Below are 25,305 nucleotides of genomic sequence, written 5' to 3'. Positions count from 1 at the left end.
TGTTGCGCTAACTTATCTGAGCGTACTGTTTCTGTCCAGAACACTACACGTTCCCGATAGAAAGAAGCTTTATGCCCTTGCGTGTGGTTACGGCTTTACATTTCTCATTAAGCAAAAAGCCTAGACCACCGTATCATCAACTCCTCCAGCAACAAGCGGCGATTGGGATTCGCTCCACTCGCAAGTCCCTTCCGCGCCTGAACGAGGTGATCGTAAAAATCAAACAGTGGGCGCAAACTGCCTTGACCTATTCCCGGGAACCTTTGAAGAAGGGTCATAACTTGAGTATCGCCAGTGGAATCACTACTGCGCACCCTAGCCATTTGGGCAACCCACTGTTGCCAAAATTGAATAAGCTGGGCCAGATCTGCAGGCTCGGGCGGAGCCTCCCAGCGACCTGCAGCTGCCACAGCCCTTACACTACCCTGAGCCAGAGCAATTAGCTCCCCCAGAAAGCGCTCCCGAACTTCCTCGCATTTTGGCTCGGCCAATTGCGCAGCCAACAATGGCGCCCCACCGGCCAACGCCAGGGCCTTGGTTGCAGCACCCTCCTTCAAGCCATATCCATGCAGCCATTGCAATGCCATTTCTGCAGAAGGGGATGGAAAAGCAACAGCTTGGCAACGACTGCGAATTGTTGGCAGCAAACCTGCGGGAGAGTCACTGACCAGAAGGAAAATCACTGATGCCGCAGGTTCCTCCAGGTTTTTTAATAGCGCATTGGCCGCATTGATGTTCATTGCTTCCGCCGGCGCCAGCCATACCAAGCGCGCACCCCCGCGCCCACTGGTGCGGGAGACAAAATCCCCCAGCTGGCGAATCTGTTCAACCTTAAGCGGACCGCCTACCTTTTCAGGCTCTACCCGAAGAAAATCCGGGTGCGACCCCGCCTGCCAAAGGTGGCAATCCTTGCAACTTCCACAGGCCTGCCCTTCTCTGGGCTGCTCGCACAATACCAGCGCAGAAAAGGCCTCAGCAAAAGCACGTTTGCCAAGACCAGGCTGGCCACTCAACAACAGGGCATGAGGGCATCGACCAGCGCGCCACTGGGTACCAAGCCGTTGCCACTGTTCCGTTTGCCAGGGTAGTAAAGAAGGGATAGGGGTATGTTCAGGTACTTCAGACACTGCCAATTGCCAAATTTGTAACTGGAAACTTCACCACACTCGTGGTGACCATATTTTAAAGCGTGCATCAAAGAAGGCGCTGTAACTCCTGCCCCAGCTGTTGCTGGACCTGCACCAAAGGTTGACTAGCATCGACAACGGCATAGCGCGAAGGGGCTGCCTGAGCACGTTCACGATAAGCTTCACGCACCCGGTGGAAGAAAGCCAGCTGCTCACTTTCAAACCGATCGGCAGCTCCAGTACTGGCAGCACGCTGTAAACCTATTTGCGGGTCCAAATCTAAAAGAAGTACCTTATCAGGCCGCAAATCTCCCTGCACATCATTTTCTAAGCGCTCGATTAGAGCCCTGTCAAGCGCTCGCCCCCCACCTTGGTAGGCATAAGTGGCATCAGTAAAGCGGTCACAAATCACCCAGTCACCCCGCTCCAAGGCCGGGATAATCACTTTCGCCAGATGTTGTGCTCGAGCGGCAAAAACCATAAGCAGCTCCGCCGTGGGATCAACAGCCTCGTCACGCTTAGCTAGTAGCAACTCCCGCAGCTGCTCAGCCAGGGGAGTGCCACCCGGCTCGCGGGTTTGAATAAATGGAATATTACGATCAGCTAACCACTGGGTAATAAACTGCAGGTTGGTAGACTTGCCAACCCCCTCCCCGCCTTCCAGGGTTATAAATTTTCCGCGCGACACTATTTCTAATTTCCTTTTGCCGGACTGGAGCGGTAATCCGCTCGCCTTTTCAACTGATACTCCCGCACCGCACGGTTGTGCTCTGTCAGAGTGGCTGAGAAATGATGGGAACCATCCCCCTTACCTACAAAATACAGGCTTTTGCCGGGCTTTGGGTTCAGTGCGGCGCGGATAGCCGCGCGTCCCGGCAGTGCAATTGGTGTAGGGGGGAGCCCATTGATTACATAAGTATTATACGGGGTTGGCTGGCGAAGGTGTGCTCGGGTGAGGTTACCATCATAGTCTTCCCCCAGCCCATAAATTACGGTGGGATCGGTTTGCAAGCGCATGCCCATATTTAGGCGCCGCACAAAAACTCCAGCAATTTGACTTCGCTCGGAAGGCTGACCAGTTTCCTTCTCAATCAACGAAGCCATAATCAAGGCCTCATAGGGCGTTGCGTAAGGGAGGCCATCCTCTTTTGCCTGCCACTCTTCATCCAGCACGCGCTGCATACGTTCATACGCTTCGCGTAAAAGCTCAATATCTGTAGTCCCAGAGCGATATACATAGGTATCTGGGAAAATCCAACCTTCCTCAGCCCCCTCTTTCAGGCCAAGAGCCCTGGCCGCGGCACTGACACTACTGCCAGCCTCAGATCTAACAACCCTCTGCCCCGAGCGAATCTTTTGCAGCGCCTGCTGGAAAGTCCATCCCTCGACTAAAGTGAGTCGATAAATGGTGACGTCACCCCGGTTTAACCGGGTAATTAAATCCACTGCCGTACTTCCGCTGGGTATCAGATACTCACCAGAGTGGATATCGGTTTTGCCTTCCCAATAGGCATAGGCAAGAATCAATCGCGGCCAGCTAATCACCCCGTCACTATTCAGTTTCCGCAAGGTTCCAGATAAGCTGCTGCCTTTTTGCACTTGGAACTGCAGGCCCTTTTCTCCCACAGCCAGTGGAGACGCTAAGGCCATCTGTAACATCCACAGAGAGGCTCCGCCCAATAAGGCAACGAGGAGAAAACCACTAAACAGGATTTTCCAAAGCTTGAAAGGAGAGCTTGTCCGCTTTTTCTTTACCACAATGTTTCCATGATCAAATGCTGCAACCCTCGAACACCAGCCCCGATCGACCAACGTTGATGACCGATAATCTCGACAACCGGCAATACCCCGCGCACGCTGTTACACAATGCTACTTCATCAGCGCCGCTCAGATCCCAAATTTCTAAATCTCGCTCCTGCCACTGAATCTCACTGGATAACCAGTCCCGCATGACGCCCCGGACACCACAGCGATGCAAATCAGGCGTTATCCAGGTATTACCAAAGCGAGCCAGTAAATTACAGCGCAAGCTCTCGATAACCCTGCCCTCACTATCTAACATCAGGCCATCGATACGCTCCCCTTCAGGAAGCTCAGATTTCGCCTTATTATATCGATTGCGACATAGAAGTTTGCTGCCTAAGTTCCTACTTTTTGAAAGCGATAGATAGGTCTTACAGGGGTAAAGTCGAACTCCAAGTTCAGTCTCGGCAGTCAACTTTAGCGGCAACAAGGACAGATCCCAGCACCACTCACCACCAACCGAACCCAGCCGCAATCGGGCGATCGCCATTTTCTGGTTAAGCTGCTCAACCAACCGGGGTATGCACTGATCAATCTCTTTAAGGAGCATCTCATCCAAACCAGCATTCCGGGCCAGGCGCTCTCGGTGTAGCGGCCACAGCGGCAACCTTCCGTTGTGACAGCGCATGGTTTCGAGGATTCCATCTTCGTAACTCTCATCAGCAGGCAAGCTCTGCACAGGTCGGCTTCTGAGAAAAAATTGTGGCAATTTGCACATATCAGGAAGGGAGTTGCCCGCCCAGAGGCGGGCAGACAGATCAGGTTCGCTTGACGATTAATGAACCATTGGTGCCACCAAACCCAAAAGAGTTAGATAGTACCGAATTAATTACTCTAGGCTGGGCCTCCTGAGGCACTAAATTGATATTTTCACAAGCCTCGTCTGGGTCATACAAATTGATTGTTGGCGGCGCCATTTGATCGCGCAGAGCGAGGACAGAGAAAACTGCTTCAAGAGCTCCTGCAGCACCGAGAAGGTGGCCAGTCATAGACTTTGTAGAACTTACCGCCAGCTCTTCTAAAGAATCTGCAAAAACCTCACGAACAGCCTGAATTTCAGCCGTATCTCCCAATGGCGTAGAAGTGCCATGTGCATTGATATACTGGATATCAGCAGCATTCATACCGGCGTCATTAAGCGCATTCTGCATGGAGAGCGCAGCCCCAGCACCATCTTCTGGAGGCGAAGTCATATGATGGGCATCACCACTCATACCAAAGCCTGCAAGCTCCGCGTAAATCTTTGCGCCGCGGGCTTTCGCGTGCTCGTACTCCTCCAGGACAAGTACCGCAGCCCCCTCTCCCAGCACAAAACCATCTCGACTTTTATCCCACGGGCGGCTGGCCGCCTTGGGGTCATCGTTGCGCGTAGAGAGCGCTCTGGCCGCACAGAAACCACCGAGCCCAACAGGCGTAGTGACCATTTCGGCCCCGCCACACACCATAACATCCGCATCGCCATACTGAATGGTCCGCATACCCAATCCCAGAGCATGAGTGCCAGTAGTACAGGCTGTTGTGACAGCGAGATTTGGGCCCCGAAGACCAAATTTTATCGATAAATTGCCAGCGACCATATTGATGATGGCACCCGGCACAAAAAATGGTGACACTCGTCGGGGGCCCTTGTCGGCAATCAACAGGGCATTATCTTCAATAGCCAAAATGCCTCCCATACCGGAACCGATACAGGTCCCCATACGCGACGCATTCTCTTCATTAATTTCCAGACCGCTATCTTCCATCGCCTGATTACCCGCAACCAGGCCATATTGCAAGAAAGTGTCCATCTTGCGCGCATCTTTTGCGGCTACATAAGGAGTCGGATCAAAATCTTTCACCATAGCGGCGAAGCGGGTTGAGAACGCCGAAACATCGAATGACTCTATTGGAGCAGCTCCACTGACGCCCTTTAGGATGCCAGACCAAGTCTCCTCTACGGTGTTACCCAGCGGGCTCACTGCGCCCATTCCGGTTACAACAACTCTTCTGTGCGACACTGCGGTCCCCCCGAAACTCTTACTGCCACTGCTCTCCCTTCAATCTACATACGAAGGAATCAACACTAGAACAGCAGTCACAATTCCATAGTGCAAATATAAAGAGAGCCGCGCTATGTAACATAGAACGGCTCTCAGAAGCGCTTGGCTACGCACAGTAATAAAACTGCTCGCGCCTAAACCACCCAGCAGGAATTAACCAAGGTTGTCCTTGATGTAATCAATTGCCAGCTGAACAGTTGTGATTTTCTCAGCTTCTTCATCGGGGATTTCGGTTTCGAATTCCTCTTCCAAAGCCATTACCAGCTCAACTGTGTCGAGTGAGTCCGCGCCCAGATCTTCAACAAAAGAGGCTTCAGGCTTAACGTCTTCTTCCTTCACGCCCAGTTGTTCAGCAACGATCTTTTTAACGCGCTCTTCAATGCTGCTCATGATTCAATTTAACTCCTAGTGGGTAAAAATCTGTTTTAGTCGCTATTGTTATTTCGCCAATCCAATTAACGGCGATAACGACCGGCTCACACAGCTTTTGGATAATTCAGAGGCCATTGTACCCCAAGTTTTTAGGGTTGTAATGCACGGCTCTGCGGCACCATCAGCAAATACAAAAAACTTTTAAAAATCAATAGTTTATTGAAATATTTTCAACGTACCTCAGGCCATATACATGCCGCCATTGACATGTATCGTCTCCCCCGTGACATAAGCTCCGGCATCACTCGCCAGGAAGGCCACAACAGAGGCAATCTCTTCGGGCTGCCCCAAACGACCCAGAGGGATCTTACCAAGAAGCGCCTCGCGCTGCGCCTCAGGCAGCACTTTGGTCATATCGGTATCAATAAAACCCGGGGCGACAGTATTCACAGTAATGCCGCGAGAGCCGATCTCTGCAGCCAAGGACCGAGCAAAACCTGCTACTCCAGCCTTGGTGGCCGCGTAATTGCTCTGACCCGCGTTGCCCATGCTACCCACCACGGAGCTGATATTGATGATACGCCCCCAGCGCGCCCGAGTCATATCTCTGAGGCAGGCTTTTGTCATACGGTAGACAGCGGATAAGTTTGTCTCGATCACTGAGTCCCACTCATCATCTTTCATGCGCATGAGCAAATTGTCTTTTGTGATTCCCGCGTTATTAACCAAAATGGTCGGCGCCGCAAAATCATTTTTCACTACTTCTAGCAGCCCAGCGATACTTTCCGCACTGGTGACATCAAGTACCATACCTGCGCCATTGAAGCCCTGCTCGGCGAAACGCGCACTAATTTTTTCGGCACCACCAGCACTAGTGGCAGTACCGATGACCACTGCGCCTTGGCTGCCCAACATATCCGCAATTGCTGCACCTATGCCGCGACTAGCACCAGTGACCAGGGCAACTTTGCCCTCAAGGGAGGTCTTCAGACTCATACTTGCTTTATCCTTATTTGACCATTGCCATCGTGCCTGAGCAACTCAGGCGGCTGTAGATCTCAGCGCTTCATTAAAGCTGCTGGGAGTGTCTATACCGTGACAAACGGCACTGCGATCAATACGCTTAATGAGACCAGCCAGCACCTTACCCGGACCACACTCGACCAGCTGGGAAGCACCATCGTTTATCAGCTTTTGCGCACAGGCAGTCCAGCGAACCGGACTATATATCTGCTCAATCATCAAAGCCTTGATCTTCGCGGGATCAGATTCAGTTTCGGCATGCACGTTGTGTACAACAGGGATTTGCGGGGCACTGAATTCCGCCGCCTCGATCTGAGGGGCGAGCTTCTCCGCTGCCGGACGCATTAACTCAGTATGAAATGGCGCACTCACCGGCAAAGGCATGGCGCGCTTTGCACCGGCCGCCTTACAGGCATCTATCGCCCTTTCCACAGCAGCACCATTGCCTGCAATTACGATCTGGCCCGGAGAGTTGTAGTTCACCGCAGCCACCACTTCACCTTGAGCGGCTTTAGCACAGAGCTCTCCCACCACACCATCATCAAGCCCAATCACTGCGGCCATAGCTCCTGTACCCACGGGTACAGCTTCCTGCATCAGGCGGCCACGTTCACGAACCAGGTGGACAGCATCTTTAAAAGCCAGGACACCGGAACACACCAATGCCGACCACTCCCCAAGACTATGCCCTGCCATGCGAGCGGGCATCGCACCACCACGAGCGCGCCAATGGCGATAGAGAGCAACACTGGAGGCTAAAAGAAGAGGTTGCGTACGCTGGGTAAGATTGATTGCTTCCTGCTCACCATTTTGACAGAGATCCCAGAGGTCATATCCCAGAACTTCTGAGGCTTCAGCAAAGGTGGATTGGATTCCAGGGGCCTCCTGAGCAATTTCGGAGAGCATGCCGATCTTTTGAGATCCCTGCCCCGGAAAGACGAATGCAAGCGCGGCATTGGTCATAAGATATCCTTAAACCTGTTTGGCAAATTTCAGTAGGAGGGAGGTGTAGTATCTACCCCATTTCCTTTGAGTTTCGCTCGCCAGCTTGTACCAAGGCGGCGCCAACTCTGGCAGCCAAATCGGCATCGGCACATTCTTTTGCCGTCACCATAGCCCGGTAAAAAGCTTCGCTGCTGGCACCCCCGTGACTTTTGATCACGTTGCCCTTCACCCCTACAAAGCTGGCGCCATTATAGCGAGCGGGTTCCACCTGTGTGCGCCATTTTCGCAACAACTTTATGGCTAATTGGCCAAAAAAACGTTTGAAACACCCCTTTTTCTCAATAGTGAACGCTTTTTGACCCATCAGTCTAATCACGCCTTCGGCGGATTTCATGGCAACATTTCCCATCAAACCGTCGCACACAACTACATCGACAGCCCCGGTAAAGATGTCGTGCCCCTCCACAAAACCCACATAGTTAACCTGTGGATCCCCCTCAAGGAGCTCGGCCGCCCTGCGTATTTCAGCGGTACCTTTGTGCGCCTCGGCACCAATATTCAGCAGTGCAACCTCAATGTCCGCACGCGGAACGCCAGTGTGGAGATGCTGAGCCTCAATACCCATACGCGCAAACTGCAGTAGATCTTCCGCGCTGCACCCCACATTTGCGCCGAGATCCAAAAGGTAGCAGGAACCGTGCCCTGAGGGTACAGACTTGCCCAATGCCGGCTTGCGAACGCCCTCAATATTACCCAGAACACTGCGACTTAAGGCCAAAAGGGCGCCGGTATTTCCAGAGGTAACCATTGCCTGGGCACTACCTTCCGCCACAGCTTTTAGAGCTTGGGCCATGGTGGAGTTGCGCTTATGGCGAACCGCCTGCAAAGGGTTGCACTCTTGGGTAACAACCTGCTCACAAGGGATGATTTCAAGGCGATCGGGAATTTGGGCGTGGCGCTGCTCGAGGAGCAGAGCTTCTAATTGCGCGCGCGGGCCGAAAAGTTTCAACTGCGCTTCAGGGAAATTTTGCAGAAATCTAATACAGGCCGGAACGACAGAGCGGGGACCTAAGTCCCCGCCCATTGCATCCACGGCCAATCGCAATTGGCTGGACAAAGCTTACTCTTCTTCGGAGCCGCCGCCGATGTCGATCACCTTGCGACCACGATAGAAACCATCTTTGGTCACGTGGTGGCGACGGTGCTTTTCACCAGTAGTCGGATCTACGGAGAGAGTTGCACCGGCGCCTAGCGCGTCGTGTGAACGGCGCATACCGCGACGGGAACGAGTCTTCTTGTTTTGTTGAACAGCCATTGCTAGCTCCTAAAATAAACAAATTTCGCTGGAACCGGGGCGCCTACCGGCGAGCCCAAACTCTAAGAGAAAATCTAGGATTTTCCCGAAGAACCCTTCAACTGCTCCAGCACTTTAAAGGGGTTTTCCCGTTGCTCACCCGCTTCAGATGCCTTCTCACCAATATGGAAAGTCTCCTTGGAGACACACTCCTCATTGTGATAAGCCACCATCGGCAGATTGAGCAAAATTTCATCTTCAAGGATCTGGTGCAAGTCCAGCTCATCGCCATCCTGAATCACCGGATCCAAGTCTTTGGGAAGGGCCTTGCCCTGCTCTTCAGACCAAACGATACCCCAGCAAAACTGCGCCTCGAGTTGCTCGCCTACAGGATGCAGGCAACGCTGGCATAACAAATCCACCGCGCAGTGCACCTTACCGCTAACAGTGAGGTGATTTTGCAGGTCGCGGCCAAATTGGATTTCAGCCTCGACCTCCCCTTTCACAGACTCAACGGCTTCACGTAGTCGCTGCAGTGACTCCAGAGGCAAAATACCTTCCAGATACTGCTCGCGCTGCACCAATTTCCGAGCGTCAACGCTCTTAGGCAATACTGATTTAGAGGGGGCTATCGACATAAGCGCGCAATTCTATGGACTCACCCTACCCTTGTCAAAACAATTCAGTCACTGCAGTATCGCTCGGTCACAAACTTTGACCTAACCAACCATGGAACCGCCCAAATAATGGCCTCCACACTGATACTAGCTTCCAGCTCCCCCTACCGCAGGGCGCTACTGAAGCAACTCCACCTCCCCTTTCAGACCGCGTCTCCCCATATAAATGAAGATGCCAAGCCGGGGGAGGCCGCTGACGCCCTTGCCTTAAGGCTCGCACAGGAAAAATCTCGCGCTTTAATGCGAGACAACCCCCAATCCCTGATCATCGGCTCCGACCAGGTTGCAGAATGCCGGGGACAAATTCTGGGCAAGCCCGGTAATCGCAACAAAGCCATTGCTCAACTACAGGCCTGCTCCGGCAACAAAGTTACCTTCCATACAGGGCTGTCTTTGCTGGAAAGCGCAAGCAACCGCCAAGTGAGCACCGTGGAAACCTTTACAGTGTATTTCCGGCCACTCAGCCTTCCGCAAATTGAAAAATATATTGAGCTGGAAGAGCCCTACGATTGTGCAGGCTCATTTAAAGTGGAGGGCCTCGGTATAGCATTATTTGAAAAGCTCGACGGCACCGACATCAACACTCTTATAGGTTTACCCCTAATTCGCCTGGTAGATCTGCTCGGCGAATTTGGTATAGATCCACTGAAATCAACTGCTAAGAGCTAAGCGGCGGCCAACCCAGCAACCCGGGAAACTCATCGATAATCGCCTGGGGATTACACTCCCGCAGGCGACTTGGGCAATGAGCGCCATAGCTAACCCCCACGGCGGGCATACCAATCGCTGCCGCCATTGCCAAGTCATAAGTGGTGTCACCAACCATCACCGCATCATCAACACCGCAATCAACTTCAGCTAGCAGCTCACTCAGCATCAATGGGTCTGGCTTGGAAGCAGTTTCATCTGCACAGCGGCTCGCTATAAATAAGTGCTCCATGCCATGCTCTTCAAACTCCCGACTGAGGCCTCGACGACTCTTCCCCGTGGCGACCGCCAACTGATGCCCCTGGCAAAGCAACGCATCCAAAGTATCTAAAACCCCATCAAATAAAGGTAGGGGTTCCACTCGCGCCGCCATCCACTCCTCTGAATAGAATTGCTTCAAGGCTTGCCGATCTTTATCAACAGCCTCAGGAAAAAGGGTGGTCACCGCCTCCGGCAAACCCAACCCAATAATATTGCTCACCGCTCCAGGAGAAAGTGCCGGCAAACCAACTCGCGCCGCCGCGCGCAGCATGCAGTCAACAATCCGCGCCTCGGAATTACAAACAGTGCCATCCCAATCGAGAATAACCAGCATCGCCGCGCCCCTTTACTCGTCTCGCAACTTCTTTAATAGCGCTTGCATTTCAGCGGGTAGCGGCGCTTCAACATGCACATCGGTGCCGTCTGGAGGCGTGCAGCGCACAGAAGCCGAGTGCAGGAAAAGACGCTTAAGGCCTCGCTCACGAAACGCACGGTTATCCTCATCACCGGTGTACTTACTATCACCCGCCAGGGGACAACCAACAAACTGGGCGTGCACGCGAATCTGGTGGGTGCGCCCGGTTACCGGCTCTGCGCCCAACAGTGTTGCCGCTTTAAAACGCTCCAACACCTGGAAGCGCGTCTCGGAAGCCTTTCCATCCTGATGCACCGAGACCATCCGCTCACCACTCTTGAGGGTGTTTTTACGCAACGGGGCTTCAACAACCCTCCTACCTCGAGGCCATTTACCTACCGCCAGCGCCAGATAAGACTTCCCAATCCGTCCGCCCCTCAGTTCCGCCTGCACATGCTGTAAAACATTACGCTTGCGCGCCACCATGATCGCACCGCTAGTATCCCGGTCGAGGCGATGCACAAGCTCAATAAACGGGCTCTGCGGATACATCTGCCGGAGCACTTCAATCAAACCAAGCCGGACGCCACTACCGCCATGAACGGCAAGGCCGGCAGGCTTATTGATCACAAGTAGGCCCTTGTCATCATAAAGTATGGAGTCGTGCACCAACTGGCGCAGCTGCTCTCCAGCATGGGGGGCAGGAGCCTGCTCTGCCGCACGAATTGGCGGCACACGCACCACATCGCCCGCCGCGAGCTTGTATTCTGCCTTTACCCGTCCTTTATTTACCCTTACCTCACCCTTGCGCAGGATTCGGTAAACGCGTGAACGGGGCACACCTTTTAGGCGTGCCTGAAGGAAATTGTCAATCCTCTGCCCAGCCAGCTCTTCAGGCACAGTCAAAAACTGCACGCCGCCAGAGGGGTTCCAGGTATCAGAGGGAGTGTCGGCCGCAGCCGTTTTCAGGGGAGGTGTACTTCGCATGACGCGCATCATAGCGCCGCTGCAAGGACAATTGAAGCACCTCCCTGCCCGTGCTATATTCGGCCGGCCTGAATTCGGCTGGTTTTCGGTCATCGGCGGCTTCCCACATGAAGAGATAGCCATGGCTTCGGAGAAAATACTGCTGTTCGGCCAGTGCGCGGGCATACCCGTGTTATTGATAAAAACTTAGCTGATGAGCACTCCCCAAAACGAGAATCTCAAGGGGGCCTCACCAGCACAACAGCCCACAGTTAAGTGGGTAACAATCGCGAAGGTAAGACGGGCCGCGACCCGCAGCGCTTGAAAGGACGACTCAAAACTTGCGTCCCGCTCTGTAGATAATGCCAGCGACCGAACTGGCAACCAGGAGACAACTGCTTACTTTAACCTGGTCAACAAAATATAGAAGAAGAGTAGCGGCCAAAAGCCGAGCTACAGAGCTAGAAACGATGACGCAAACCTTGCCACCCAGCTTGAAACTGACCCAAGGGTGGCGCCCAACCCGGCCATGGAAACCCACGGCCCCGGTACAGGGCAGTACTAAACGTAAGGTACTAAAGGAAGAAAGGTACTGGTAAGTGCCAACGGATAGCAGCACAGCATCGCATATCCGGAGTTTTTGCAGTGGAATGTTGGGCGAACGCTCGTCTCGAAAGGCCGCGTAGACTGAATTTGCGGAACAGACAGCCTCTCTAACTTCCCTGCCCCGCCACCAGGTCATCTCCTCTTGGCGGCCCATAAGCAAGCCTGCAATGAGCGGTGTCTCACCTTTGCGCAACGCAAGGAAATCGACACGCATGAAGAGAATGTTGATCAACGCAACCCAGCCTGAGGAGTTGCGTGTAGCACTGGTGGACGGCCAGTGGCTCTATGACCTGGATATTGAAAATCGCACCCGTCAACAGAAAAAAGCCAACATCTACAAAGGTAAAATCACCCGTGTAGAACCCTCGCTTGAAGCCGCATTCGTCGACTACGGTGAAGAGCGCCACGGCTTCCTTCCCCTGAAAGAAATTTCCCGAGAATACTTCCTCAAGCAACCCAAGGACATCGAAGGCCGCATCAAGATTAAAGATGTCGTCAAAGAGGGGATGGAGGTTGTTGTTCAGGTAGATAAGGAAGAGCGCGGCAACAAAGGCGCGGCCCTCACCACATTTATCAGTCTCGCCGGGCGCTACTTGGTACTAATGCCGAACAACCCCCGTGCCGGCGGCATCTCCCGCCGCATTGAGGGCGATGAACGCTCTGAGCTACGTGACGCCCTAGCCAGCGTGGATGTCCCCTCTGGCATGGGCATGATTGTGCGCACCGCCGGTGTGGGCCGCAGTGGCGAAGAGCTGCAATGGGATCTCAACTACCTGCTAAAACTGTGGAACTCTATAACAGAAGCTTCCAGCAAAAACAGTGCGCCAAAATTTCTCTTCCAAGAAAGCGATGTAATCATTCGCGCAATTCGCGACTACATGCGCGATGATATTGGCGAAGTCATCGTCGACGACCCAAAAGCGTACGAGCTTGTTTCGGAATTTGCCCGCCAAGTAATGCCCCATTACGCCCACAAGGTAAAACCCTACGAAGACTCAATTCCGCTCTTCAACCGATACCAAATCGAAAGCCAGATTGAGACCGCCTTTGAACGCGAAGTAAAACTTCCCTCCGGTGGCTCAATCGTTATTGATGTGACTGAAGCACTGGTCTCCATTGATATCAACTCCTCCCGCGCCACCAAAGGCGGAGACATTGAGGAGACCGCGCGCAACATCAACCTGGAAGCCGCCGATGAGATTGCCCGCCAGCTGCGCCTGCGCGATATGGGCGGCCTGGTCGTGATCGACTTTATCGACATGCAAAGCAAGTCCAATCAGCGCGAAGTTGAAAAGCGCATGGAGAAAGCTCTCAGCATGGACCGCGCCCGTGTACAAGTTGGCCGCATCTCCCGCTTCGGCTTGCTGGAAATGTCACGCCAGCGCCTGCGCCCATCTCTCGGTGAAACCACCTTCCGCGTTTGCCCCCGCTGTAGCGGCCAAGGCACTATTCGCGGCACCAAATCTCTGGCCCTCTCTATCTTGCGCCTGGTAGAAGAAGAGGCCAAAAAGGAGCGCAGCGCAGAGATTCGCGCAATTACCCCGGTAAATGTTGCCACCTATCTCCTCAACGAGAAGCGCAAGGCGATCTCCCAAATTGAGTCACGCAATAAAACCCGCGTAGTGGTCGTACCAAATGCGGAAATTGAAACGCCGCACTTTGAAGTTCAACGCCTACGCGATGACGACACATCTACCCTCGAAACCTCCTATAAAATATCTGGAAGCGTAGAGGAAACTGTCACCAAGAAAGAAGAGCAGCCTAAGCGCCCACAAGCACAGCCTGCTGTACAACCGCTCGCGCACACCGCACCGGCACCAACTCCGGAGAAAAAACCGGAGCCAGGTCTGTTTAGCCGCCTGATAAACGCTATTGCTGAGCTTTTCACCAGCAAAGAAGAAGAGCCCAAGAAGCATCAGAAGTCCCAAAACCGCGGTAAAGATTACCAGCGCAATCGCAACCGCAATCGCAATCAGCGCGGTGGCAACCGGGGCAGTCGCAATGAACGTCAGGCTCGCCGCAAAGACGATCGCCGCAAAGACGATCGCCGCGAAGATAGCAAGAGCGATGACCTCCGCGAAGCCAGGCAGACCACAAAGTCGTTCGATGAGCGTGATAGCGGAGCCGATCGCGGTGAAGGACAGCGCCGTCGCCGCCGCCGCCGCAGCGGAGACAATCGCCGTAAAGATGAAAATCGCGGCAACGCCTCCGAGGGTAATACTAACGAAAACATCTCACAGGTAGATGAAAGCGCCGATCAGGATCGCCCAGCACGTCGCCCCAGCAATGTTCGCGGCCGTCCACAAGCTCGTCGTCGTGGCCGCCGTACAGAAAACACTGCCGCCACAGCCGTAGCTCAGAGCCAGGAAGAGCTAAATCGCGAAGTCAATGAAGCGATTGACGAAGCGGAAAGTGAAGCCAGGAAATCCAGGGATACCGCAGCCAATAACTTAACCGAAGCTCCTGTGAGTGAGGCGGCGAAGCCCAAGCACAAGCACAAAGAGCAAAAAGCTCCCGAGCCCACCCAGGTAACCGAGTCCAAGCCTGTAGTGAAGGCTCCTGAGCAAAAGCCTTTTGCGCCTAAGGTTTCTGAAAGCCAAGCGGAAGTAAAACCAGTTGCAGAGGCCTCCCCAAAGGCACAGCCAGCAATCACAAACGAGGCACCCGCTCAGCAGCCAGTAACACCTGAAAAGGCTACTGCAACCAGAGAAGAGCAACCCTCTCCTACCCTGGTAACCCCCAAAGCCTCTCAAGAAGTAAAAGCCACAAAAGTGTCAGCACTTGCTACTAACGTGGAGGCTACCGCAGCAACTGAAGATGCTGAAGAAACTGCCCTAAAAGAAGCCAGTGAAGCCGCAAAGGCATCGGTAGAGCAAGGCGACGCTATCGCCAGAGAGGAAATGATGGCTGCAGAAGCTAAAGCTTCTGAGGAAATCGCTACGCCGGCAACTCAGGGACGCGCCGGCAACGACCCGCGCATCAACCCCAAGCCATTGCTGGAGTTGGCAATCGTGACAGAGCATCGTGACATAGGCTCCCAGCAGCCGCTAGACACCGCTCAACCAGCGGCCATCCAGCACAGCCCTCGCACACTTGCACGCCCAGCCAATGACCCGCGTGTGGCACGTCAAGTAACACAGGCTAATACTGACCACAATTCTGCAGAAGCAGGCTAAGCAACCAATCAAAGCCGCTAGCAGCTCAGCTGCTGGCGGCTTTTTACATCTGAAGAATTGCCCTTGACTGGTCAATAAATCACCTAACCCATTGAACTAATTGAAAAAATTTAAAACGGCACTTGTATGTAGCACGAAGCTATGTATAATGCACAGCACAATTTGGTGGGGTGGCTGAGTGGTCGAAAGCGGCGGTCTTGAAAACCGTTGACTGTAACAGGTCCCAGGGTTCGAATCCCTGCCCCACCGCCATTATTCATGCAGAAAGCCCTGATTTATCAGGGCTTTTTGGTTTGTGCCCTTTGTGCTCCCCCACTTAACTTTTGTAAGATCTTCACAGCAAAAGCCGCTCCGCCCCTACTGTATCGAATTGGCACCGTGGCAGTCCTTCCGCAATCAGTTCATACCCATCCCGGATAGGAACTGGCGGATATTTTCATTGACTGCCAGTAACTAGTAACTACTCGCGTCCCCATCAATAACTTTAACAAGTCAGCTGACCATCCAGCGCCACAACTACCACCACAAAAAAAGGGGGAGCATCATAAGGAAAGCGCATACCACTCATGAGCGTAGCATGTAAAAATAAAGACCTACCGGGAAGGATATACCCATGAGCAAGTGGCTCCCATTGCTCATACCATCATGTAGTGACGATAAGCTACTGGCTCACGATGCCCAGCTAAGAAATCTTGCCAACCCTCAGCTGATTTAGATTCAGCATTTAACCAAGTCAACATATGATCCGCCCCTAGAAAAACTGGACTACGGTCATGGTCAACCGCCTCAACTTCTGGAGCCGGGTCATCGGTAATCAAGGTGCATGAGAAGTAACCAACCTCTCCCCCCAATGATTCCCAGTAGTCCCAAAGGATTGGTGCCCACATCAAATCTTTACCCTTTGGAGTAAACTGGACCTGAGCTTTCTTACCCTTATGTTCGACCCACTCAAAGAAACTCGTGAATGGTAATATCCCATGCTGGTGGCCAATCAGGGAGCGCCAGGTTTTTGCTTCAAGCAATCTATCTAGCCGAGCGTTATATAGACTGTATTTTGTCGCTAGATCCCAAGCCGAGTTGGATAGGCGTATCGAGTAACGTAGCGGGCGCAACCAATTCTGACCTCCATCACATATTATGCCCGGCGCAAAATAGCGGGGGTATACTCTTTCGCCTGGCCCTGCAAGGCGGAATTGACTGACACGAGGTAGCCCCTTCAACCCTAGCGCGTGGCGAACCTCCGCTTTAGCAGAGCAGTTCTCCCATTTTTGGTTGAAGCGGAATTGATTCCAGGCATTCACATCCGCTCTAAACCCTACAGGAAGTGATGACAGCGTCTTGTCACTAGGGGCCGTAAAGGAGTAGCACATGGAAATTCACCGTAGAATGTGGGCTGAACCACACTAATAAGATGATTAAAAGAAGAAAGAGAATTTAAGAGGAGTGTATCACCTGCCTTCACCTTTCAGATAATCCACTATTTTATCAATCTCCTCTTCATTTTCGTCAATAAGCCTATCTGAAAGAATCTTAAGCTTGTCAATTGATTTGTAATCAAAAGGGCCCACAAAGGGGTCAATGAGCTCAACATTTAGATAATCATATTTCACCCGCGAGGGCGCCAAAGACTCAGCAATTTCCAGAGAAAATATCTGCTGATAATCCATTGATCGTGTCATGCTAAATATTGCATCATGGAACCAGCGTAATTTCCCCCAACTCTTAAGACTTCTATAATCAAAACCCATAGTATGAACTGGATGTATCCCGGAACCAAGAATCAGCAAGTAGTAGTTTTTGCCTGGAAAATTTTTTATTACATCATGCAAGATGACGTTAGCCGGATCATTAGCCGTGATTGCTGCATCCGCAAAGTAACGATGAGTAATCTTCTTGTCTGGCCCCACAAAATCAACAGGGGTAAAAAAAGCCTCTGCACTCGATGCAGCAGCAACGAGCTGATAAAGCGTATTAGTAGGCAAATCTAAAGCTTTTATCCCTCTATTCTTAAAAAGATGCAACCGTCCATTATGTACATCCAGAGACGGGATAATTACATAATTATTTAAGCTGGTAAAATTCATCGCTGGGGAATAATTTCGCTCCAAGACTTCTGAAAGATGGGTACCCATAAATTGCGGCGAGAGGTATCCATTTAATGTCAAGGCATTATGATACCAGGGCACTGAAAACAGAAACTCGCTTTCTTTTTCATATACTTTTATTAACCTTTCACTTCTTGAGGAAATGTTGTCATGATCAAAATCAAGCCGACCCAATTGAGAAAGTGGAATATTCAAGCTGGTGGCAATAATGGCACCTGTTGAAACTCCACTAAAGACATCAAACACTTCCTCTACAGGCTTCCCCAATTGTTTCTCAATGTGCTGTATCACATAGAGAGGTATAAGCCCCCTGACGCCACCCCCTTCAATGATCAGAATATTAATTGTTTCCTTTTTCTCTAACGCCTCATTGCTTTTTATTAACTCCTCTGCAATCGGCTGGGAATCAAACTTGATACCGCGAACAAAAACATAATTGTAAGAAAAAACCAGCAAACCTAGAGCCACTACTAATAAAAAGAAAATGACTACAGAATGCTTGATTTTCATTACAGCACCTCTACCCTACATACAAAGTATAAGCACAAACCTTAAGTTTGACTCTACCATCATAAGCTAGCTGTAAATTCTATTGGAGAGACTTGTGTCTTATCAAAAATAACATACCACAAACAAATTCCCCCAAGTAAAGTATTAAACCTATATAAAATTTCACCCCCAAGACACTTATCCGAACAGACATAAAAAGAGCAAGATAATCCTTTTTTCGAAAAATATGAGAACGAATTACTAGTGGCTTTTCTTCTCTGTAGGCAAATACAGATATTGACTACTCATGTCCTACTGCCATTATCCTATTCATAGCCTTACAATTATCCTTAACGAACGTTACGCCTAGCCTCTCGAAACTTGCTCACACTATATGTTCTAACAGACTTAACTGATTCATTAGCATCCTGGTCTTTCAAATCTTATGCAAAACTTTATCGCTGGCATTTGTCAAAAAAAATGCAACAATCCCTACAATTAGCGTCAAATATGAGATACTCCCCCCATAAAAGAACCCTAATAAACTGGGAAAAGACCTATGACTAAGTTCACCACCTACCTGGCAGCTGTCTTACTAGCTGGATGTAGCGCCACCACAAGCATCACACAAAAAAGTGCTAGTGAAGTTCGTCAGGCGGTAACGATACATAATAGTTCCGAAAATAACGCAACTGAATATAGCGGCCCTCCAATGCAGGCAACCACCGATGGCTCGGATCACAACCTGTACTACTATATGCTACGTGCTCTTGCCCCCAAGAATGGCGGAAGCCCCCAATACCAACTGCGTATTGATATCACATACCGGGAAAACTGGCGCAACTATGACACAGCCACATTTAGTGGTGGAAACGAGGTTGAGCTATCCCAACTCGATCGAAAAGTCCTCAACTGTGCATCAGCATTTAAATGCATGCTTGAAGAAACTCTGGAAGTCACATTGAGTGAAAATCAGATCATCAATGCTCTCAAGAAGCGAGAAAGCCTTACAGTGAAGCTTTATGCAAAGTCAGGTCATCGCTCGGTTATCGAAGTGCCCAGCTCTTATCTAATGGGTTTTTACTCCAGTGTTGTCAATAGACGGGGCTAAAAACTGGAAGGCCATCACAATTACTTATTGTGTGACCTTTAAATTGTGGGATCTCTGAGTAGCTCCGGAATACCTATACAGACTTCAGCGCCTGGATTGCTTAACGAGGCAAAGTCTTCATAACAGGTTTGTGAATAGTCTGATCACTCCCAAAAAATAGAGCCGAAAGCCTGGCGGGATCATTCAGATACTCCCAGGCTTCTATAATCTATAAACTAAGATTTCTGCAGGCTTTCAGCAGTCTTAGCAAGCCCCTCTTCTACCGATACCGGTGGCAGCCAATCAAGCAGGTTCATAGTTTTTCCAATATCCACTTGCAAAGAACCACATAGACGATCGGCAACAGCCCTTTTCCCCAGTAGGGAGAGAGTAAAGATCAGAACAGATGCTGGCACAGGTATCAATAGAGCCCGGCATCTTAGGCTCCTTGAAAGCCGCCGCAATAAATCCGTGATAGACATATCAAGACCATCAGATACAAGGAAGACTTGATTTCTTGCGTTCGGGTGTTCAATACAAACTGTGATCAAGTCGATCAAGTTATAGACAGAAACCAGGCTGCGCCGATTGTTAATTGAACCTAACGGCAGTGGAATACCTTTCTGCAGCCAACGCATCATGGATTGAAAGTTAGCTTTTACTCCAGGTCCATAGACTAGTGGTGGACGAATAACAACCACTTCCAGGCCAGTTTCCTCTGCCAGAGCGAGTAAGGCATCCTCAGCTTCTTTTTTTGAAATCCCATAGGGGTCTACAGGATTTGAGAGTTCCTCTGGGGTAAATGGGCCTCTGCCAGTAGTGGATTCCCCATTCACCTTAATAGAGCTTAAGAAAATAAACCTTTTTACTCCTGAAGATGCAGCTTGGCGGGCCAGTTGTAAGGTACCTTCCAAGTTCACTTTGCGAAACTCTGCCAAGGGGTCGACAGCACTTTCTTGCATCACATGAACTCTCGCGGCAGTATGGATCACCACATCAATGTTGTTCAGTGTGCTACCCCAGTCAGTTTCCGCATCTATGCGAGGTACATAAAGCCCCCCTTCTACCTCCTGGCGATACACGGGCAGTACCTTGACCCTTTTAGATCGCAGGGCTGATAAAAGAGCACTTCCAATAAAGCCACTGGCACCGGTCAACAATACTCGCTCTTCCACAAGCCCCGCCCATATCAATTAATTTCATCAACGAGTAGTTTACAGATGGGGAAGCAATGAGTCACTGGTGGAAGGGTTGACGATAAAGAGCTCTTATCGGGTAGCCTGAAAATAAAAGTATCTTGGCTAAGAAATGATTAGACAACTCAAAAGTAATCAGCAGAGGGGCTTCGAATACTCTCTTATCTATTATTCGAGCTTTAGTTTTGATCTCTAAGGCTGCAAAAACGAAGCTTAGCTTTGCCAGCATTTTTCACTCTGGCTCTGACATTCTCTAGAGCACGCCGATGGGGCTCAGTAGTTTCTGCGGTTCCCCATTTAATCTCCCACTTTTCTCGGGCTGCCAAGCAAGCCTTGGCTTGCCGATAATGCCAGCGAGCCTCAGCACAGGGGTTAAGATCTCTGGGAACCTTACGGTCACAGATGCGATGGTATCTTTTGCGGGCCAAATTTGCTTTAAAGTCTTTATCTATTACCGCATCAAAGTGCCGAACAGGCGAAGCTATAATCCTTTGCGGTGTCGCGCCCCCCCTAGCATTGGCCCTAGAAGGGATAGCCCAGCGTACCGTGATTGACGCGGGCTGATCTGAGAAAAAATCAATGGGTGAAACGGCTAAAAGTTTCCTCTTAGACAAACATATTACTGGAGTCGGGCTAGTGCCACCCAGAGGAAGCTTCTTTAGATAGTAACTAGTCGTTAACCTATGAGACGTTGACCATTTAGAGGCACTAAAACCATTTAAAGGGCCGCTATCAAACCCCATAGTGCCGGCTGAGAATGTGGAAATGATAAGTATCAATAGACTGTTTAAACCAACTAGTGACTGTCCAATCCGTTTATTACCATTTGTAGGCATAAGCAGACCCTAATAAATTTAGATGCCCGGACAGTCCGAAGCGAGAGACTTAAACTGTAAACAAACTAGAAAGTTAGTCTAGTGTCGCGAAGTTTAAGCCCCAACTACGCTCTTTCGGAGAAACCAAACTTGCCTACGTCAAGACTTAAAGGTGTTTTTGTAGTTCTTTTTGATTTAGCACTGGGGTAATCCAAATTTCCGCGCCCAGAGCTGAAAAAAACTTTTCGTTATAAGCCATCAGATGATCCTGCCGCTTCTCCTCAAGAATAAAAATAGCCGCGCGCTTACCATCCTCTAAAAAGAAATAGGAGGATTCAGGCTCAGCCGAAGCGATAAAATCATTGAAGGCTCTCGGCATGGACTTGTCTGCGATAGCATTATTGCCACTTTTAACGGGGATCAGGATTTTCATTAACAGGCGCATCGGGCTTCCTCTGTTGGGGAATTAAGGTTTAGGCTCCAACCATAGTCAATACCAAACCAATTAAGCGATATGAGGTGACTAATCCCGCTGAAGGACACTGGTGGTTAAGTAGATTTCTTATGCTTCTACCATGTTGCTACTGCCGTCTTCCGCGCCTGAACCCCTCTCGTGCCAGTGAATCCACTTTAGATCCACCACCATCACGGTATAGAGCACCGGTACCAGTAGCAAAGTACCGCAGGTTGCCAATATCAGGCCTCCTATTTGGGCAAAACATAAGGGCTGCCAAAGAGGGCCACCATGGAAGGCGAGAGGCACCAGGGCGCAGGTAGTAGCCGCTATTGTGATCAGGATTGGTCTTAGCCGTAGGATCCCCGCGTCCAGCAATGCCTCTCTGAAAGGATCGCCTGCGGCATGACGCACTTCTATAAAATCAAACAAGACAATAATATGGCTGACAATTACCCCTACCAAGCTTACTATCCCCAGAAAAGCCATAAACCCGAATGCCTGGCCAGTGATATATAGCGCTGCAAGGGCACCCACCATACCCAATGGTACGGTGGCAAATACCACCAAGGGTTTCAATAAGTTACTAAACTGGAAAACCAGAGCCAAAAAAATGGCCCCTGAGGAAACACCAAGTATCATGAGTAGCTGTGCAAACCCATGTGTTGAGTTAGCCGCATCTCCAGAAGCTTGTATTTGGTAACCACTGGGCAGCGTCTTTTGCAAGGCATCTAACTCACCTTTTACATCTCCCATAATATCTGAGGCAATAAATCCAGCATAAGGGTATGCAAAAACGGAAATCGTGCGAAATTTTTCCAAACGACGAATTCGCTCAGTTCTAAAGTCAATTCTTGTTGTAGCCACCTGCTCTAGGGGAACTCTTACTTCCGTATCGGATGAAAACACATAAAGGTTGTTAATATCCTGCAATTGCCCACGCTGATCCAGTCGGAGGCGAACAACAATTGGTATTTCTTTGTCTCCCTCCCGTAATGTGGATACCTCACTACCATTAATTGCCGTTGATGAAGCCTGGGCAATATCGGCATTGGTGACTCTAGACATCGCTGCCCGGTCTTCAAGAACATTCATATAAAGCACAAGACTCCTCTCTCCCCAGTTCTGGCGAACCGTACGAGCATATGCCGATTTCTGTACAATATTTTTCACTTTCTCGGCAATATCTCGCAGGATGATAATATCCTTACGCTCTTCCTCAGAGCCTGTTGTCACACGCCCTGAAACCCTTATTTCAAAGGGGTAATCTACCGGGGTAGTTTGCAATTGGCGCACATCCAGATCGGCTCCGGGAATATTCTTACTGAGGGCTTCCTGAATAATCGGAACCAACTTTGGAGTCAGATTTTTATCATTGATACGGATAATAATTTGACCATAATTAGCCTGCTGTGGCCGAGGATTCACTGTATACCAAAAACGCGGCGCACCTCCACCAACAGTAGTACTCAGCGCCTGTAGAATTGACTCATCAGAATTTCCACCATTTTCTTTTTGATACTTTTCTATTGTTTGTCTAATCACCTGCTCCGCTTGTTTGGCAACACTATCTGTTGCATCAATGCTTGCATCATTCTGCAACCAAACATCCACATAGGACAAATATTGAATATCATCGGGAAAAAAAGCATTCTTCAACTGCGTTTTCAATACCACTCCCACTACCAGAATAAGTAAAAATGCCAGTAGCACAAGTTTCCTATGATCTATTGCCCAGCTAGCGGTTCGATAGTACACACCTGTAAGCCCATGTTTCCGCCGCTCCTCCAGTGTTGGCTCTATACGCTTTGGTGGACGCAATAGAAGATTTCCTATGAAAGGCAGAAACGTCATAGATACTATACGGGAGGCGATCAATGCGCAGGCCATAACAATTGGTAAACTATGCAAAAAATCACCTTGATTACCGGTTAGCAGTAAAAAAGGTAAATACGCAACCACATTGGTGAGCGTCGCAAAGAAAATGGCTTTCGCGAGTAGGGTTGGCCCAAGCCAGGCTGCAATGAACGATGGCTTGCCCGCGGCCATTTGCCGCTTGATGGCATCCCCGGCAACAACAGGGTCATCCACTAAAAGTCCCAAAGCAATAATCAAGGCTGCAATAGAGACCTGCTGAATATCCACCCCCATAAACTGGATAAAACCAAAAGTCATTGCCAAAGTAATCGGGATTGAGATCATCAGTAGGACGGCGGAACGCCAATCAGAAAACCCAATAAAAGCGACAATAACCACAAGGATAATGGCTTCAACCAACGCTTCAATAAAAAGCCCCACACTTTCCTTTACTTGTCTGGGCTGATCAGATACTTTTTCAATAATTAAATCTGGCGGTAAGTCGGCCCTAACCTTATCCAACAGCTTAGTGAGTGCCTTACCCAACTCGCCGATTTGCTCACCATCACGCATCTGTACCGATAAGTTGACACTGCGATGCCGTTGCCATGTTCCATCGTGTTTAGACTGGCTAACATAGTAATTTAATAGCTCTGGCGGCGACTCATATCCCATTGAAACATCCAGTACACCCCGTAAGTACACTGGAGTACCATCATCACTCAAAGTGATAGGTACGTCCCCAATTTCTTCATAATTGCTAAAGTCCCCACTGGGGAATATTACAACATCCATATCCTCAACAGTCAGATTGCCGCCAGGAATGGTTGTATTGCGGGCATTGAGTATTGGGCCAATCATATCCGGGCGCAGGCCGTAAGAAGCAAGCCGCTCCTGGGAATAAACCAAATCGACTTGCTGTTGCAGCACCCCGGAACGCAGCACCCGTTTCACCTGAGGCATAGTATAAATATTCGAAGCAATCAGATCAGAGAAATCGTCCAGCTGCCGATAGCTATATTTTGCTCCCGCTACTCCGGTAAGACGTTCACGAGTTTTAGCAAGATCACGCACAATAAATGGATCCCAGGCATCGGGAAAGAATCTCTGTGCACTGAGTCGTTCATTTAAAAAACGATATCCCGCACGCATCAACTCTTCATCGCTTTTATCAGAAGTAAAATCTACGCCAATATAACCGGGGCCCGACAGAATTTTAAATGCAGTGCCATAACCTTGCTTCTCCATCCACCGGGACAAGACCTTGAAGGCAGCCAAGCTATTCACCCCATGCACTGAAAGCGGCAGGGCCACCATAATACTGACCCTCTGCTCTACTCCCTGGTTTTTATACTTGGCGCGAACCTCCGATAATGCTTCTCGAATGTTTTCTGCTCGGAGGCTAATTTCAGTAGCTCCGGCCCTTGGGCTGGCTACTGCCAAAAGCACGGCAGCCGTATCCCCAAATTCATCATTGAATTGAGTAGCCTGTGTCCCTGAAGGCAGTTGACTCTGCGCGTCAATAAGTTTCAGGTTTATATCATTAAATGCCTTGGTGACATCGGTGTGAGGGGCAAGCTGAGTTTGTACTACGGACACACCGTTAAGGGTCAGTGATTTTATTGCAAAGGACCGCGCATCTGGCTGGTATAGATATTCACTCTGGGCGATGGCATCTTCAATTCGTCGTGTTACCAGCTCCTCAACTTTGATGGCACTTTGCCCTGGCCATTTAGTTGTTGCTGTGGCTATACGGACGGGAATATCTGGATCCTTACTTTTGGGCATCGCGATATAAGAGATAAGCCCCCAAAACATAACCCCAACCAGTAGCGCCCATGAAATGGAGGAGTTATCGACAAAAAAGCGAGCGGTATTAAAACGGTGCTCACTTTCAGCTTCCAGGATTTCTTCTCTGGTTTTTTCGTCTTTAACCGCCATTG

General features: G+C 50.3%; 23 protein-coding genes and 1 tRNA gene. 5 read left to right on the top strand and 19 right to left on the bottom strand.

Going from position 1 to position 25,305, the window contains the following annotated elements:
- Positions 1-107: 107 nt before the first annotated feature.
- From ACJJIV_RS20355 to ACJJIV_RS20305, 11 genes are all read right to left on the bottom strand, one after another.
- On the bottom strand, positions 108-1,127 hold the full coding sequence (locus ACJJIV_RS20355; protein WP_444890159.1) for a DNA polymerase III subunit delta': 1,020 nt from the start codon (positions 1,125-1,127) through the stop codon (positions 108-110).
- A 67-nt stretch (positions 1,128-1,194) separates the two neighbouring features.
- Entirely contained in the window at positions 1,195-1,815 is a 621-nt protein-coding gene (tmk, locus tag ACJJIV_RS20350) for a dTMP kinase (RefSeq protein ID WP_252081832.1), read from the bottom strand.
- Positions 1,816-1,820: 5 nt separating this feature from the next.
- Positions 1,821-2,885, bottom strand: coding sequence for an endolytic transglycosylase MltG (gene mltG / locus ACJJIV_RS20345; protein ID WP_444890158.1), 1,065 nt, complete (start codon positions 2,883-2,885; stop codon positions 1,821-1,823).
- Positions 2,879-3,610, bottom strand: coding sequence for an aminotransferase class IV (locus ACJJIV_RS20340; RefSeq protein ID WP_444890157.1), 732 nt, complete (start codon positions 3,608-3,610; stop codon positions 2,879-2,881). Before ACJJIV_RS20340 ends, mltG begins: the two co-directional genes overlap by 7 nt.
- Before the next feature lie 79 nt (positions 3,611-3,689).
- On the bottom strand, positions 3,690-4,931 hold the full coding sequence (fabF, locus tag ACJJIV_RS20335) for a beta-ketoacyl-ACP synthase II (protein WP_444890156.1): 1,242 nt from the start codon (positions 4,929-4,931) through the stop codon (positions 3,690-3,692).
- A 195-nt stretch (positions 4,932-5,126) separates the two neighbouring features.
- A complete protein-coding gene (gene acpP / locus ACJJIV_RS20330; protein ID WP_152453358.1) occupies positions 5,127-5,363 on the bottom strand; it encodes an acyl carrier protein in 237 nt (78 codons plus the stop codon).
- Positions 5,364-5,585: 222 nt separating this feature from the next.
- Positions 5,586-6,341 carry a 3-oxoacyl-ACP reductase FabG gene (gene fabG, locus ACJJIV_RS20325; RefSeq protein ID WP_252081835.1) on the bottom strand — a complete coding sequence of 252 codons (756 nt, stop codon included), beginning with the start codon at positions 6,339-6,341 and terminating at the stop codon, positions 5,586-5,588.
- A gap of 45 nt (positions 6,342-6,386) precedes the next feature.
- Positions 6,387-7,331 (bottom strand): ACP S-malonyltransferase, encoded by a 945-nt coding sequence (fabD, locus tag ACJJIV_RS20320; RefSeq protein WP_444890155.1) that lies wholly within the window; start codon positions 7,329-7,331, stop codon positions 6,387-6,389.
- A gap of 52 nt (positions 7,332-7,383) precedes the next feature.
- On the bottom strand, positions 7,384-8,430 hold the full coding sequence (gene plsX, locus ACJJIV_RS20315; protein ID WP_444884690.1) for a phosphate acyltransferase PlsX: 1,047 nt from the start codon (positions 8,428-8,430) through the stop codon (positions 7,384-7,386).
- 3 nt (positions 8,431-8,433) lie between these two features.
- The gene (gene rpmF, locus ACJJIV_RS20310) at positions 8,434-8,628 is read right to left on the bottom strand and encodes a 50S ribosomal protein L32 (protein WP_252081838.1); all 195 of its coding nucleotides are present in this window, start codon (positions 8,626-8,628) and stop codon (positions 8,434-8,436) included.
- A 74-nt stretch (positions 8,629-8,702) separates the two neighbouring features.
- Entirely contained in the window at positions 8,703-9,245 is a 543-nt protein-coding gene (locus ACJJIV_RS20305; RefSeq protein WP_444890154.1) for a YceD family protein, read from the bottom strand.
- A gap of 108 nt (positions 9,246-9,353) precedes the next feature.
- Between ACJJIV_RS20305 and ACJJIV_RS20300 the strand changes: the two genes are divergently transcribed.
- Positions 9,354-9,953 carry a Maf family protein gene (locus tag ACJJIV_RS20300; protein WP_444890153.1) on the top strand — a complete coding sequence of 200 codons (600 nt, stop codon included), beginning with the start codon at positions 9,354-9,356 and terminating at the stop codon, positions 9,951-9,953.
- Here the strand turns inward: ACJJIV_RS20300 and ACJJIV_RS20295 are convergent.
- Together ACJJIV_RS20295 and rluC are read right to left on the bottom strand one after the other, a co-directional pair.
- Complete coding sequence (locus ACJJIV_RS20295; protein WP_444890152.1) at positions 9,943-10,587, bottom strand: HAD-IA family hydrolase; 645 nt, start codon at positions 10,585-10,587, stop codon at positions 9,943-9,945. The genes ACJJIV_RS20300 and ACJJIV_RS20295 overlap by 11 nt on opposite strands.
- A 12-nt stretch (positions 10,588-10,599) precedes the next feature.
- Positions 10,600-11,595 carry a 23S rRNA pseudouridine(955/2504/2580) synthase RluC gene (gene rluC / locus ACJJIV_RS20290; RefSeq protein ID WP_444890151.1) on the bottom strand — a complete coding sequence of 332 codons (996 nt, stop codon included), beginning with the start codon at positions 11,593-11,595 and terminating at the stop codon, positions 10,600-10,602.
- On the opposite strand from rluC, the gene ACJJIV_RS20285 reads away from it, so the two are divergent.
- A complete protein-coding gene (locus tag ACJJIV_RS20285; protein ID WP_444886370.1) occupies positions 11,594-11,785 on the top strand; it encodes a hypothetical protein in 192 nt (63 codons plus the stop codon). The genes rluC and ACJJIV_RS20285 overlap by 2 nt on opposite strands.
- A gap of 123 nt (positions 11,786-11,908) precedes the next feature.
- On the opposite strand, the gene ACJJIV_RS20280 is transcribed toward ACJJIV_RS20285, so the two are convergent.
- Positions 11,909-12,394, bottom strand: a complete 486-nt coding sequence (locus ACJJIV_RS20280; RefSeq protein WP_252081844.1) for a hypothetical protein — start codon at positions 12,392-12,394, stop codon at positions 11,909-11,911.
- Here ACJJIV_RS20280 and ACJJIV_RS20275 point away from each other — a divergent pair.
- Positions 12,393-15,356: an Rne/Rng family ribonuclease gene (locus tag ACJJIV_RS20275; protein ID WP_444890150.1), complete on the top strand. Its 2,964-nt coding sequence runs from the start codon at positions 12,393-12,395 to the stop codon at positions 15,354-15,356. The two genes, ACJJIV_RS20280 and ACJJIV_RS20275, sit on opposite strands and share 2 nt — an antisense overlap.
- A 164-nt stretch (positions 15,357-15,520) precedes the next feature.
- Positions 15,521-15,608, top strand: a tRNA-Ser gene (locus tag ACJJIV_RS20270).
- Between the two features lie 383 nt (positions 15,609-15,991).
- Here the strand turns inward: ACJJIV_RS20270 and ACJJIV_RS20265 are convergent.
- Together ACJJIV_RS20265 and ACJJIV_RS20260 are read right to left on the bottom strand one after the other, a co-directional pair.
- Positions 15,992-16,726: an SOS response-associated peptidase family protein gene (locus ACJJIV_RS20265; RefSeq protein WP_444890149.1), complete on the bottom strand. Its 735-nt coding sequence runs from the start codon at positions 16,724-16,726 to the stop codon at positions 15,992-15,994.
- Between the two features lie 78 nt (positions 16,727-16,804).
- Entirely contained in the window at positions 16,805-17,971 is a 1,167-nt protein-coding gene (locus tag ACJJIV_RS20260; RefSeq protein ID WP_444890148.1) for a patatin-like phospholipase family protein, read from the bottom strand.
- Between the two features lie 538 nt (positions 17,972-18,509).
- On the opposite strand from ACJJIV_RS20260, the gene ACJJIV_RS20255 reads away from it, so the two are divergent.
- Positions 18,510-19,061 (top strand): hypothetical protein, encoded by a 552-nt coding sequence (locus ACJJIV_RS20255; RefSeq protein ID WP_444890147.1) that lies wholly within the window; start codon positions 18,510-18,512, stop codon positions 19,059-19,061.
- Positions 19,062-19,276: 215 nt separating this feature from the next.
- Here ACJJIV_RS20255 and ACJJIV_RS20250 read toward each other — a convergent pair whose 3' ends face one another.
- The 3 genes from ACJJIV_RS20250 to ACJJIV_RS20240 all read right to left on the bottom strand — a co-directional run bounded on the left by ACJJIV_RS20250 (position 19,277) and on the right by ACJJIV_RS20240 (position 25,303).
- Entirely contained in the window at positions 19,277-20,215 is a 939-nt protein-coding gene (locus tag ACJJIV_RS20250; protein ID WP_444890146.1) for a UDP-glucose 4-epimerase family protein, read from the bottom strand.
- Positions 20,216-21,217: 1,002 nt separating this feature from the next.
- A complete protein-coding gene (locus ACJJIV_RS20245) occupies positions 21,218-21,484 on the bottom strand; it encodes a hypothetical protein (RefSeq protein ID WP_444886376.1) in 267 nt (88 codons plus the stop codon).
- A gap of 129 nt (positions 21,485-21,613) precedes the next feature.
- Positions 21,614-25,303: an efflux RND transporter permease subunit gene (locus ACJJIV_RS20240; RefSeq protein WP_444890145.1), complete on the bottom strand. Its 3,690-nt coding sequence runs from the start codon at positions 25,301-25,303 to the stop codon at positions 21,614-21,616.
- Positions 25,304-25,305 lie beyond the last annotated feature (2 nt).

The organism is Microbulbifer mixtoriginis (SeqCode) (assembly GCF_052466765.1).
This window is presented reverse-complemented; position numbering and strand designations above follow the sequence as displayed.